Origin of the sequence: Jeotgalibacillus malaysiensis (genome assembly GCF_044789845.1) — a bacterium.
GTDB classification, from domain to species: domain Bacteria; phylum Bacillota; class Bacilli; order Bacillales; family Jeotgalibacillaceae; genus Jeotgalibacillus; species Jeotgalibacillus malaysiensis_A.
This window is the reverse complement of the sequence record NZ_CP085252.1, coordinates 175,712-187,500: the sequence shown is the minus strand read 5'-3', so window position 1 is coordinate 187,500 and position 11,789 is coordinate 175,712. Positions and strand designations below refer to the sequence as shown.

14 protein-coding genes are annotated in these 11,789 nt (G+C 43.3%); 5 read left to right on the top strand and 9 right to left on the bottom strand.

Features of this window, described 5'->3' with window-relative positions:
* Nucleotides 1-229: 229 nt before the first annotated feature.
* The 4 genes from LG330_RS01055 (at nt 230) to LG330_RS01040 (ending at nt 3,951) form a co-directional block, all read left to right on the top strand.
* Entirely contained in the window at nt 230-937 is a 708-nt protein-coding gene (locus tag LG330_RS01055; RefSeq protein WP_404406829.1) for a polysaccharide deacetylase family protein, read from the top strand.
* A 146-nt stretch (nt 938-1,083) separates the two neighbouring features.
* Nucleotides 1,084-1,662 (top strand): RNA polymerase sigma factor, encoded by a 579-nt coding sequence (locus LG330_RS01050; RefSeq protein ID WP_404406828.1) that lies wholly within the window; start codon nt 1,084-1,086, stop codon nt 1,660-1,662.
* On the top strand, nt 1,646-2,365 hold the full coding sequence (locus tag LG330_RS01045; protein ID WP_404406827.1) for an anti-sigma factor domain-containing protein: 720 nt from the start codon (nt 1,646-1,648) through the stop codon (nt 2,363-2,365). The genes LG330_RS01050 and LG330_RS01045 overlap by 17 nt, the downstream gene beginning before the upstream one ends.
* A gap of 221 nt (nt 2,366-2,586) precedes the next feature.
* Nucleotides 2,587-3,951: a copper amine oxidase gene (locus LG330_RS01040; protein ID WP_404406826.1), complete on the top strand. Its 1,365-nt coding sequence runs from the start codon at nt 2,587-2,589 to the stop codon at nt 3,949-3,951.
* Nucleotides 3,952-4,278: 327 nt separating this feature from the next.
* Here the strand turns inward: LG330_RS01040 and LG330_RS01035 are convergent, their stop codons facing one another.
* Nucleotides 4,279-4,944, bottom strand: coding sequence for a KinB-signaling pathway activation protein (locus LG330_RS01035; RefSeq protein WP_404406825.1), 666 nt, complete (start codon nt 4,942-4,944; stop codon nt 4,279-4,281).
* A 145-nt stretch (nt 4,945-5,089) separates the two neighbouring features.
* Between LG330_RS01035 and gerD the strand changes: the two genes are divergently transcribed.
* Nucleotides 5,090-5,722, top strand: a complete 633-nt coding sequence (gene gerD, locus LG330_RS01030) for a spore germination lipoprotein GerD (RefSeq protein WP_404406824.1) — start codon at nt 5,090-5,092, stop codon at nt 5,720-5,722.
* 224 nt (nt 5,723-5,946) lie between these two features.
* On the opposite strand, the gene LG330_RS01025 is transcribed toward gerD, so the two are convergent.
* From LG330_RS01025 to LG330_RS00990, 8 genes are all read right to left on the bottom strand, one after another.
* A complete protein-coding gene (locus LG330_RS01025) occupies nt 5,947-6,288 on the bottom strand; it encodes a hypothetical protein (protein ID WP_404406823.1) in 342 nt (113 codons plus the stop codon).
* Between the two features lie 160 nt (nt 6,289-6,448).
* Nucleotides 6,449-7,237, bottom strand: a complete 789-nt coding sequence (locus LG330_RS01020; protein WP_404406821.1) for a hypothetical protein — start codon at nt 7,235-7,237, stop codon at nt 6,449-6,451.
* A gap of 67 nt (nt 7,238-7,304) precedes the next feature.
* On the bottom strand, nt 7,305-8,087 hold the full coding sequence (locus LG330_RS01015; protein ID WP_404406819.1) for a hypothetical protein: 783 nt from the start codon (nt 8,085-8,087) through the stop codon (nt 7,305-7,307).
* A gap of 81 nt (nt 8,088-8,168) precedes the next feature.
* Nucleotides 8,169-9,701, bottom strand: coding sequence for a hypothetical protein (locus LG330_RS01010; RefSeq protein WP_404406817.1), 1,533 nt, complete (start codon nt 9,699-9,701; stop codon nt 8,169-8,171).
* Between the two features lie 18 nt (nt 9,702-9,719).
* Nucleotides 9,720-10,436 carry a hypothetical protein gene (locus tag LG330_RS01005; protein WP_404406815.1) on the bottom strand — a complete coding sequence of 239 codons (717 nt, stop codon included), beginning with the start codon at nt 10,434-10,436 and terminating at the stop codon, nt 9,720-9,722.
* A gap of 14 nt (nt 10,437-10,450) precedes the next feature.
* Complete coding sequence (locus LG330_RS01000; protein ID WP_404406813.1) at nt 10,451-10,642, bottom strand: hypothetical protein; 192 nt, start codon at nt 10,640-10,642, stop codon at nt 10,451-10,453.
* Between the two features lie 12 nt (nt 10,643-10,654).
* Nucleotides 10,655-11,326: a pilus assembly protein TadG-related protein gene (locus tag LG330_RS00995; RefSeq protein ID WP_404406811.1), complete on the bottom strand. Its 672-nt coding sequence runs from the start codon at nt 11,324-11,326 to the stop codon at nt 10,655-10,657.
* Entirely contained in the window at nt 11,326-11,721 is a 396-nt protein-coding gene (locus LG330_RS00990; RefSeq protein ID WP_404406809.1) for a TadE family protein, read from the bottom strand. Before LG330_RS00990 ends, LG330_RS00995 begins: the two co-directional genes overlap by 1 nt.
* Between the last annotated feature and the right edge of the window lie 68 nt (nt 11,722-11,789).

The following is an 11,789-nucleotide window of genomic DNA, read 5'->3' as shown; positions in this document are numbered from 1 at the left end:
ATCTTTCAAAATATTATGTCAAATACTTTTTTGAAAAAGTTTTTGATGAAATTTGGCATAGCGCTTCAAAAGCGACGCTTATTAATTTATCACTATTTCAAAAAATGGTCAATGCTTTTTTAAAAATAAATCTCAAAAGATCCGTTTCCTTTAGCAGATTGCCCTTCCCTCTTCTATTTTACTTATCTCATTCATATGCTTTTACAAGGATCTTTCGGAGGTGTTCGCGGTGAGGAGCTTATCGGTTCGTTTTTATTCTTCTTTATTAATTATTGGTTTGATATTTCTGCTTAGTATAGGACCCGGGGCAACGCGCGTGATGGAAGTGAGCGGTGTATGGCCTTCTCCGGGAATTATTTATAAGGGTGGACAAGGAGCCGCACTTACTTTTAATGTGACGATTGGTGATGATTCCGTTAAATGGCTGCTGGGTGAGTTAAAGGAGAAGAAGATTCGTAAAGCCACGTTCTTTCTCGATCCGGCCTGGGTGGACCGGCATGCTGATTTAACTGAAGAGCTGTTGGCGTCGGGTTATGATATCGGAATTTATGATCTTCACCCGGGAAGGTATGAAAAGATGACGGAGGCTGAGATGGATCGCCACATTTCAAACCTCTTGTCTTTTTTTAAGGAACAAGAGCTTCAGCCTGCTTATTACCGGACAAAAGGCGCGCTTCTTTCCCCCGCTGTTGTGAAAAGGCTGCGGGCTCAGGATTTACTGGTTGTTGATTATTTGATAGATGAAAAGGCATTAAAGGAAAAAGATACTTCTATTGAGGGAGCTGTGGTGGCGCTTAATTTAGTGAATAACCGAAAAAAAATGCAGGAAAATTGGGAAGAGTGGTATCGCGCGTTATCAAATACTAAAAATGTAGAGTACGTTTCGATTCTGGAATTGCTCGCTTCTTCAGACAGTAAGATTAAGCTGTTAGATTAATAATTTTTTCTTTACCTGTTTGAAAAAATAATTAAACTTAAAAGTGATCCAAATCAATTTCTTTTTCGTTAGCTGTGCAGAGAATTGTTTTCATGACGGTTGTTTAGTACGCTTAATGAACAAACGTCGAATTAAAGGAGTATGCTATGTCGCAGCAATTAACGGATTTTGATTTGTATCAAAAGATTGTGCACGAGCAGGATGCTCAGGCTTTGCGCCAGCTTTATCAGAAATATGAAAAGCTGATTTACTCGTTCTCATATAAAATGACACAGGACCAGGAAGTAGCAGAAGAGGCGATTCAGGAAGTATTTCTAAAGCTATGGAAGAAACACGCACCTTATGATCAATCTAAGGGTAAGTTTTCTTCCTGGTTATTAACGATGACCAGAAATACTTGTCTTGATGCTCTCCGCAAGCGCAATCGTCATGAAGCGGTTGAGTATATTGAAAAGGATACACTCCGGGTCACTGAGGAAACGCCTGCAGATATTCTGGAATGGAAAGAGCAGGGTTCAGCGATTCAGGATTGTATGAGTTCTCTAAAAAAAGAACAACAGCACATTGTTCAGTTGTTTTATTTTAACGGATACACCCAGCAGGCGATCTCTGAGGAGACTGATACGTCTCTTGGAACTATTAAAGGTCGGATCCGGCTTGCACTTAAACATTTGAAGGCTTGTCTTAAAGGGAAAGGAGGGCATGAGGATGGCTCAGAAATGTGACCGCGTGCTGGATTATTATAATCAGCATTTAGATGAAATTGAAAAAGCAGCGTTTGAAAAGCATCTGTCTGAGTGTGCAGACTGCCAGGAAATTCTTGCAGACCTCAAATCTCTCGAAGATACCCTTCCCTATGCAGCTGAACCGGTTGAACCGCCAGCAGGAATGGAAGAACGGATTTTTGCGAACATTGAATCTGCCGGGAAGCCAACTGAAAACGAATCAGTTCCTCTTCGCCCTTCCAGAAGGAAGCGTCAGTGGATGATGCCATCAATCGCTGCACTACTGGCTATTTCCCTGTTCGGAAATGCGTATTTATTCACTCAACTTTCAGACGAAGCGGATATTGTGGAACAGGCAACGATTGATCAGGTGCTTCAATATGCTGAACTTGCACCGACAGCTGGAGATGCGAGTGGTACGGCAAGTATTATTGAGCAGGGTGACGAAAAGAGACTGGTTATACAGGCATCAAACCTTGCCGCCCTTTCTGAAGAAGAAGTGTATCAGGTTTGGCTGCTTCAGGATGGTCAGCCCGAGCGTGCAGGAACTTTTGTAATTGATAATGAAGGAAGAGGTTCAGTGATCTTCTCATTAAATGAAGAATATGCAGAGCGTGACTGGGATACTGTAGCAGTTTCCCTTGAACCCGATGCAAACAGTGAACTTCCTGAAGGTGAGATCATTCTTGCTTCAGAGCTTTAACCTTTAAATATGAACGTTGCACCAGGCTGATTCATTTAGCCTGGTGCTTTTTTATAGAAAAGATTTAAATTTTCAATCTCCGTAAACATTGTTATATCAACGATTCATCCCCTCCCCACTATTCTTTTTATAAAAACTTTTTAAAAAAGTGATCCAAATCCAAACTCTTTCCGTTAGCTGTTCGAAACCAAATAACAAAACAAAAAAGGAGAGATTCAACCATGAAATTGAAGAAGAGTATGTTAGTTGTACCAATGAGTCTTATGTTACTGATGCCAACGGCCGCACTTGCAGATGACCACGGTGACCACTCAGGACAAGCAGAATCAGGAATGGAAATGAGTACTGCCACACCAGCTGCTGAGCTTCGTATTACGCTGGATACTGCTTTAACAGAGCATGCTTTCCTTGCAATTGAAGCGATGCGTAAAGGTGTAGACGGGGCTGAGGACTTTGATCAGGCCGCAGCTGCACTGACTGCGAACTCAGATGATATCGCTGCTGCTGTATCTTCTGTCTATGGCGAGGAAAACGGCGCTGCTTTTCTTGAGATCTGGAACTCTCACATTGGCTATTTTGTTGACTATGTAACGGCTACTGCTGAAGGAAATCAGGAAGGTATCGATCAGGCACTTGCTGAGTTAGAAGAATATAAAGTCGAACAGGCTGCATTTTTCGCAACTGCGACTGAGGATCGCCTCCCTGCTGATGCACTTGAAGAAGGACTTCAAATGCATATTGACCAGTTGCTGATGGCATTTGACGCTTACGCAGAAGGTGATTTTGAAACAGCTTATACAAATGAGCGTGAAGCGATCCATCACATGAGTATGTTTGCTGAGCAGCTGTCAATGGCAATCGCTGACCAGTTCCCGGATCAGTTTGAAAATACAAATCCTGATACTCCGGCAATTGACCTTCGTGCACAATTAAATTATGTGTTTACTGAGCACGCAGGACTTGCAGCGATGGCAATGCAGGACGGTGCAGACGGTGCTGAGAGCTTTGACCAGGCTGCAGGTGCTTTGACTGCTAACGCAGATGATCTGTCAGCTGCTGTTGCATCTGTATATGGCGAAGAAGCCGGCGATCAATTCTCTGAGATCTGGAATTCACATATCGGCTACTTCGTTGATTATGTTGTAGCAACCGGCGAAGGCGATACTGAAGGTCAGGAAGCTGCGAAGGCAGAGCTTGACGGTTATATCGTTGAACAGGCTGCGTTCTTGGATGCGGCAACAGAAGGACGTACACCAGCTGCAGATCTTGAAGCTGGATTAACAGCACACGTTAATCAATTGCTGACTGCATTTGACTCTTACGTTGCAGGTGACTATGATACTGCCTACAATTCAATTCGTGAGTCATGGGCACATATGACAATGCCGGCTGCAGGACTGTCAGCAGCGATCACAGACCAGTTCCCTGAGCAGTTTGATCATGAAATGCCTGAAGAAATGCCAAACACAGGTATGGGCGGCGCAGCTGATGACGGCTTCCCGATCGGTTATCTGATCGCACTACTATTTGTAATGCTTGGTGGTTCAGCAATCGCTGTTAGAAAGTTTGCCTCTGATAACAAATAATGTCGAATGAAGGAAGAGCGGTGCTGATATAGCCCGCTCTTTTTCGTGTTACGAGATATTTTATGGCCGGGCGGGTTTGCGGCCGAATGAGGTGGGAGGCTGAATAATTGGATCATCTCCCGGATTTTACGGTTCACCTCTGGCGGTTTTCGGTACAGCCCACCGGTTAATTGGTTCATCGACTGGTTCAGGTAACATAATTACGACACCTCTCCAAAGAATCGGTTCAGCTCCAGCGGTAATTGGATCACCCCTTAAATTATTTGAACGCCGCAATCAGGCACCACCCCGCCCTAAAAACAAAAAAGCACGCCCGCAGGCATGCTTTTACTTCGCTTTTGCTTCTTGTTCACGAGCCGCTTTACGTGCGAGTCGTGCTTCACGATCTTTTTTAGACCGCTCATTATATTTAGGTAATGCGAGCATTTGATAGGCGTTGGTTGCGATTAAAGTGAACATGATCGTAATCAGCCAGTAGTTTTCATTACTTCTGAGTACCGGCAGCCATTCAAGCGTTGTGACGACGACCATAAAGAAGAGCGTTGACGGGAAAATCATTTTGTTTTTTGTCTGTTTTACTTTTAGCAGTGAAACAATCACCCCTACTACAAGTAAAAATGCAGCGAGTGAAAAGTATGGCAGCAGCGAGTCTCCCTCATCTGCAAAGGCTTCAAAGCGGAAATACACTAAGTCAAACAGTACAAATGCGACAAGCACCATCTGCACCCAGTTCCACAGCTTTAATGAACGGAAAATGCTGAGACCGAACTGGTGAATCGTCAGGTAAGCAAAGTACCCCATTTGACTCAATACGCTAAATGTCATACCGACACCAATCATCCATAAAACGACTGATAAAATCTCAATGCTATCTTCACCCGCGAACTGAGTTGATAACTCACTCCAGCGGACTGTTATGCCTACGATCCCTGTGGTGACCCCGCCGACAAGCAGTGTCATCATAAAGAAACGGATCCAATTTCGTATGGTCACGTCTATATCCTCCACATCTGTAAATACACATTCTCATTCGATTGTACCAGTCGCCATGTGAAAAATCCATGACTGCTATGTGAACGTGTATATTTCAGCCCATTACGCAAAAGCTATGAAAAATGCCTGTACGGGAGGTGTCGAGATGAAGAAGGAATTGTTAGTGAGTTCAGCGCTGGTTCTGCTTTTAACCGGATGCGCAGAAGAAAAAACCAATTATGAGGAAACCAAGCAGATGGTGACTGATCTGTTAAAAACCGATGATGGGAAAAAAGCAGTCAAAGAGCTGCTGGCAGATGAAGAAATCAAAAAAGAGCTCGTCATTGACCAGCCAATTGTCAAAGAGTCTATCCAGACCACCCTTTTATCAAAAGAAGGACAGGACTTTTGGAAAAAAACATTCGCAGATCCGGAGTTTGCAGAAACGCTTGCGAAAAGCATGAAAACTGAGCACGAACAGCTGTTAAAGGATCTTATGAAGGATCCAGAATATCAAAACATGATCCTGACCATTATGCAGGACCCCGCCATGCATGAGCAAACCATGTCTGTTCTGAACAGCCAGGCATATAAGGAGGAAACGAAAAAGCTGATGCTTGAGATGATGGAGAGTCCCCTTGTAAAAAAGGAAATGCAGGATTTGCTGCTTGATGCAGCGAAGGAAATGGGCGAAGAAGGCGCACAGCAGCAGGGTGGCGGTGGTGAAGGTGGTAGCGGCGGTGATGGCGGTGGTGATAGCAACAGCGAAAGTGAGAGCGGTGGCGGGATGGGGCAGTGATGTGTCCCTTTTAAAAGCACCTTTTAATACCAAAGGTGCTTTTTCACCAGGGCTCCGGAAACCGCAAGTCTTTTCTATAACCGATCGTTTTGCGTTCTATAGATGTCCCGGAGGCTCAGCGTTGGGAAGATCAAATAGAAGAGATCGATCCAATCGGGGTAGAAAGAAGGTTTTATGCTGTGCTAACAATGCATCTAGACGTTCAATTTCTTCTTTACCTGCTTTTATTTGGGGCAGGCTAGTTGTTCCATCAACTTAAGGGGTTCTTTGTAAAATTCATCTGACGCTTGGGAACGGCCTATTCCTCCTTCGTATATAAAGGCTATCAAACCGTTGTACATAACTAAGAGAGAATGGGCTTCCCGTGCTTCAGATACTATTTCCTCTTGGGGTGATAAAATAAATGAACCCTTTAATTGGCCACGTCGGTTCGTGTAAATTACCTGATAATATTGTTTTCCATTAATATTTACAGGGTTACGATTGACTTCTATTTCCTCAAGGAATTTTTTATGTTTTTTTGTTTTTCCAGATACAATCTCCACTTCTTTTTTTATTGCTTCCATACCCAATTCTCCTGTCACCAAGTCTTTGGCCAACGAAGATCTTTTTTATATTGAGTAAAATTTACATCCAAGCCTGCTGTTCTATTATAAAAACCTATTCTTCAACTTAGTAAAAAGCGGGCTCATTTGAATAAATGATCTCCCGCTTTCTAAATATTATTTACAGCTTAGGTGCCCTTAACATACTTTTCGATTCCGCCAACCAGCTCTTTTGCTTTTCATAAAAAAACTGTCTTAGAAAATCTCTTTGGTCTTCAAAGCTTCCATCTGGTAATGATGGCTGCTCTTTGTATTGCTGACGGATCCAAATTTGCTCATTTTTAATCTGGGCACTGCTGTAAAACCGTTTTGTTTCCAGAGATAACCGACGCCATAAACCCTGTGCCTTCATTTCTTCATTCCACACTGCTAAGTTGCCATCAAAGTCCGCCATTATTCTCATCATATTGATTTGACACACTGCCAGACTACTAGCAATCTCAGTTAAATAATCTATAGACGCTTGCGTTATCACGTTGGGACCTTTCACATATTCCCTAAAGTTGCTGAACTCAGATTTTAATTTTTTGTCAAACTTCTGCAACTCTCGGATATCTTTTTCACCCTTATCTAAAACGGGGAACATATCACCTTTCGATACCTCCAGCGCTTCTGAGAAAAATACAGGTGAGATTCTCGCTCTATCCTTAGTACTAGAAATAGTCCGTCCCATCAAATCATGATAAATTGTAATTTGTTCACACGCAGTTAATGCATCCTGCTGATTACCTCCTGATCCAGCAACGATTGCTTTCCCTTCTGTCTTGTCACTACGTTTCTTTAAATAGGCTGCTTCAAAATAATAAACATTGTTAATCATCACTACATTAGTATGAACAATGACGTCTTCAAACAGTTTCTTATATTTTTTTGCTTTCTTTTTTGCCTTCTCCCATTCCAGTTCGATCATAGTTGATCTCTCCTAGCAAAGCCTATATAGGTTTCAATTCCATTTAATTGGTTACTTTCACTTATGCTCACCAAGGTTCGGGGTAGCGAAGATCTTTTCTATAATTTAAAATTTTCGTATCCAGCCTTTGTGCTGTCATTCTATGCAGCTCTTCTATCCTATTCTCCCAATCACTTGCTTTTGGACGTTCTTTTGTGGCAAGAAGGGCTTCATTTTCCTCTTTACCATTCAGCATATGGTGATAGAATTCCCGTACATTTTGACCGAGCTGTTCCCAAAGACCAGCTGCCTGCATTTCTGAAACCCACTGTTCAAATACCGGCAAATCGTTTGTCATCATTTCAAGCACTTCAATGTGAACGAGTTCCATTGAAATCGCCATTCGGGTTGCGTAATCAATATCCTTTTGAGAGATCACACCTGCTGACCGGAAGGCTTCCATCACTTGTTCATAATAAGCTCTATGGTTCTCAACCAATTGACCCATGCGGTTAATTCTCTCCCTGCCCGCTTCGAGCTGTGGCAAATCGTGCCTGGAAATCAACTCAAGCGGTTCTTTAAAGAACACCTCTGAAACTTTTGTTCTTTCTCTTCCTTCGGCGACTATATTGAGTATCAAACCGTTATATCGTGCAAGAAGCGGATGTGCCTGCCGTGCTTCTGATTCTGTCTCCTGATCAGGAGACAGAATCGCTGTCGCAGTCACTTCACCTTTACGGTTCGTATAGATGACCTCGTAATAATGCTTGCCATTAATGCTGACAGGATTTCGGTTTACTTCAATTTTTTCAAGAAACTTTTTGTATTTTTTTGATTTACTTTGAACCGTAAGTATTTCATTGTTTAACATCGTACCCCTCCATTTGCAGCAAATAAAATTTTAGATAAGTGACGCAGAGCTGGAGGCGCAGTTACTTAATAAGGTTTATAGCTACTTTCCAAACCAGCCTGCGACTGTATCCAGTCCGCCTCCAACAGCGTCTTTTACGGAATTATACGCTTTTTTAGCTCCGTCTCCTACTGATTTACCGAACTTTTTAATGCTGTCCCAGTTTTCAGCAATCAGCTTGGTTCCCTTTGCAACTCCCCAGATCGCCGCACCACCTACGAGTAAAAATGGAGCTGCAGCCTGAGTACCCGGGAAGGCGCTTGCCAACAAACCACCATTTACCAGGGTTTCTCCTAAGGACGCCATAGTATCTGCCCCTTGCGCTACTCTTTCATTTGTAGGCGTACTTGAATCCATTTTAATAAAGTCAATACCTTTGGTGGCTGTTTCATAAATACCAAAACCTACTCCAATCCCTGCTGAGACAGCTCCGAGGCGACTAACAGCTCCCATGCTGCTAGCTGCATTAGATGCTCCACCCAAAGCTGACCCTGTGGATCCTGCAGTAAGGGCTGCGCTTGTACCGCCCCTGCCCAGATCAACCAGTGTACCACCAGATCTAAGCGCATCGTAGCCCATTTTTCCATTCGTATACATTGACGCTCCTGTATCAACAGTATCAACGAAATCGACAAGGCTATTATCTTTGAAACCTACTTTTAAGCCACCTAATAACGCAGCTTTACGCAAGTCGAATGTGTTACCATAACCAAAGTCGTCTCCTAATCTAATTGAATTACCAATCAGATCCAGATGAGCTCTACCCATGTCATGCACCAGGAATTTAGTAACGTCATAACCATTAAAATTATAGCCACTTTCTTCATTAGTAGTAACCGGATAGCCCGCAAGTCCCATCTTTTCCAGTAATGGTCCCTGATAGCCTGCACCATAACTATTCTGGTTTATGTAAGGCACTCCTGATGCCTGTCCGTTCCCACCTGCTACGCTGCCATTCGGTGCGCCGGGTGCCAGAGGTCCGGATTGACCTGTATTCGGATTAAACGGGTAGGCTGGTGATTGACCGGGCCCACCTGCAACCTGGTCTCCCGGATTGATAGATGGTGCACCATTCATTGGACCGCCGGGTGCAGTGCCTGGTGCGCCATCAATTGGCGTTCCTGGTGTAATCGAAGGTGCGCCATTAATCGGTCCAGGCATAGAGCCTGCTGTTCCATCTATTGGACCGCCCGGCGTCATACCCGGAACGAGGATCGGATTTCCATTAAATGAAGGCGGAGGTGTCAGAATGACTCCTGCCCATGGCTGAATGGACCACGGGGCTCCCTGCCATTGAACGCCTTCAATGGTGCCGGGATTTCCTTGAATACCGTTCCCTGAGAATGAATCTCCCTGGAAGGTCCCTCCTTCAAATGTGCTGCCTTCCCACGTATGACCATCCCACGTGCTTCCCTGCCAGGTGTTACCTTCCCACTTATTTCCCTGCCACGTATTTCCTTCCCAAGTGTTACCGCTCCAAGGCGTTACGGCATAGGTGTATGAAAATAGAAACGATTGTGCAACTAAAAATAAAATAATGATTATAGGAGGCAGTTTTTTCATTATACTTTTCATTTTTTTCACCCCTTTGTTTTATTCTGAAACCAGCGTCTTATCAACGGAATAAAGATCCATCTCTCTTCTCCATTTTGCGATGAAAAATGCGTATGTCAGATAAAACAGAGGAAAGAAGATTGTGTTAACGAATACATGAATCAATACGATTGCCAGGTAAGATGTGGTGACCGTAACGATCAAATTTTGTATTAATAATGATAAAATGACTTCAGTTACACCAAAAACCAGGATCACAGAAACAATTTTCCAATGATGCTTCTTAAAAATCTGCAGGCTCTCTCTTAAAGATCTCCAGACAGATTGTTCTTCTTCAATGGCAATCAACGGAGCGCTGATGACCATCGCCATCACAATTAGTCCCGGCAGAAAGAATATGCCAAAGCCGATCACGACCGCTAAGCTCATGACAACGAAGAAGAGAAAGAAATGAAAAGATCGAATGACAGATTGCAAAAATGCGTTTCGGAGCGGCTTTTCTATCCCCTGTTCTTCGTACTTCCAGAAGTAGATAAACGGAATCTGTCCGAAAAAGAAAAGCAGAAGCATGAAGTACCCATTTACAATGTCAGCCGTTCCGAATTCACCAAAAGGAACTGGAAAGAACATATACATGTAATTTGAAATATAAAAGTAAGCTGCTAATAGCGGAATCTGTACAAATAAAATAATCAGCAGGATCCGCTCGTACTTTTTACTGAAAAATGAAAATGCTGATCTGATTGGCTGATCCATCTAAAATTCTCCTTTCAGAATGCCTGATTCTCTAATTGCTCCAGGTGGCGTTTGCGGTAGACAAAGATGAAGGCCCCAATGGCAATTGTAGTGAATGGAAAGTTTTCAGATCCAAACAGCCAGACGAGCAGCTCAATTGGAATTAAAATACCGAATAAAATTAATAGTGCGAGATAGATTCGCTTCCAAGTCTTATATTTTTTCATTAGACTCTCTCCTTACTGTAGTGAAAAATTTCTGTTATCAAAGCCCTCAAGCTCTTTCACGAATGCAAGCTCAGGACCTGCTGATTGCCTTTTAATATTTTCATTGATGCCTGAGAACCAATCGTTATACTGAGTTACTTCAACATCATGTGCTGCACTTACCACGATCTGTCCATCGCTGAAAAATGTAATTTCTGCTTCATCAAGCGTGCCGCCGTTAGCTAAGATTGCATTTTTAGCTGCTTCTCTCATATCAAGCGACCAGCTGAATTCCATTTCTTCTTCGATTTTTTCACGCAGCAAATCATCACCAAGTCCTTTTGACAACTCTTCTGCCATGACCTGATCGAGCGCTTTATTCTGAATCTCGTTTAACGAGTAACCACTCATTTCACCTGATGAAAGCTCTGAAGTCCGCTCTTCAACCTTTTCTTCTATACTTTTCGGATATGAATCTACTATGCCAACCACTTCAGATTCATATTCTTCAATGGCTTCGTCCAGCCGCTCATACAGTACTGCAGTCGCTGCCAAACTAGCCTGCTGTGCTGCGCTGTTTGCCTGTTCTTTAGCGATGAGCGCATTTGAAAAGTTCAGCACCAGCATGATGAGCGCGATTAAAATAACCATCAGACCTAAGATGAAAATTGTGATATTTCCTCTCTCTTCCTTCAGGTATTTCATTACTTGATCACCTTCCCCGAGGTATCTGCCGTATAGGAAAAGGATGGCTTCCCATTTGGAAAGAATTTATCAGGGAGAAAGACAAATGCGATATCTACTGATACAGCTGCCTGGAACTGGTCTGTGCCTGAAATCGGAGCCCCGGTGAACTGTACGTGATCACCTGCTGCATTCACAATCTGCTCAGCAGCTGATGATGCTTCACTCGCCTCAGCAGTTACTGAATACACCTTAGCCGCTTCATTTGCAGCTGATTCCGCCAAAATGACTGCGTGAGCCCCTGCAATGAACTGCCAGGCAATCATAACTGTTAAAAACACCAGCGGAACCATCCCGATAAATTCAATTGTCATTGAACCCCTTTCATCCAGACGTTCCTTTAACCATTTCTCCATCTGCTTTCCTCCCTTCCTTCAAATCCGCTTTCCCACTTGCTCTTTGTAAAAACAAGTGGGAAAACGGG

What these genes read in the sequence shown, in the direction of transcription:
- LG330_RS01050 (WP_404406828.1), top strand. Translation starts at nt 1,084, where the DNA reads ATGTCGCAGCAATTAACGGATTTTGATTTGTATCAAAAGATTGTGCAC.
- LG330_RS01015 (WP_404406819.1), bottom strand. Translation starts at nt 8,087, where the DNA reads ATGTTAAACAATGAAATACTTACGGTTCAAAGTAAATCAAAAAAATAC.
- LG330_RS01000 (WP_404406813.1), bottom strand. Translation starts at nt 10,642, where the DNA reads ATGAAAAAATATAAGACTTGGAAGCGAATCTATCTCGCACTATTAATT.
- LG330_RS01020 (WP_404406821.1), bottom strand. Translation starts at nt 7,237, where the DNA reads ATGATCGAACTGGAATGGGAGAAGGCAAAAAAGAAAGCAAAAAAATAT.
- LG330_RS00990 (WP_404406809.1), bottom strand. Translation starts at nt 11,721, where the DNA reads ATGGAGAAATGGTTAAAGGAACGTCTGGATGAAAGGGGTTCAATGACA.
- LG330_RS01045 (WP_404406827.1), top strand. Translation starts at nt 1,646, where the DNA reads ATGGCTCAGAAATGTGACCGCGTGCTGGATTATTATAATCAGCATTTA.
- LG330_RS01025 (WP_404406823.1), bottom strand. Translation starts at nt 6,288, where the DNA reads ATGGAAGCAATAAAAAAAGAAGTGGAGATTGTATCTGGAAAAACAAAA.
- gerD (WP_404406824.1), top strand. Translation starts at nt 5,090, where the DNA reads ATGAAGAAGGAATTGTTAGTGAGTTCAGCGCTGGTTCTGCTTTTAACC.
- LG330_RS01005 (WP_404406815.1), bottom strand. Translation starts at nt 10,436, where the DNA reads ATGGATCAGCCAATCAGATCAGCATTTTCATTTTTCAGTAAAAAGTAC.
- LG330_RS01040 (WP_404406826.1), top strand. Translation starts at nt 2,587, where the DNA reads ATGAAATTGAAGAAGAGTATGTTAGTTGTACCAATGAGTCTTATGTTA.
- LG330_RS01010 (WP_404406817.1), bottom strand. Translation starts at nt 9,701, where the DNA reads ATGAAAAGTATAATGAAAAAACTGCCTCCTATAATCATTATTTTATTT.
- LG330_RS00995 (WP_404406811.1), bottom strand. Translation starts at nt 11,326, where the DNA reads ATGAAATACCTGAAGGAAGAGAGAGGAAATATCACAATTTTCATCTTA.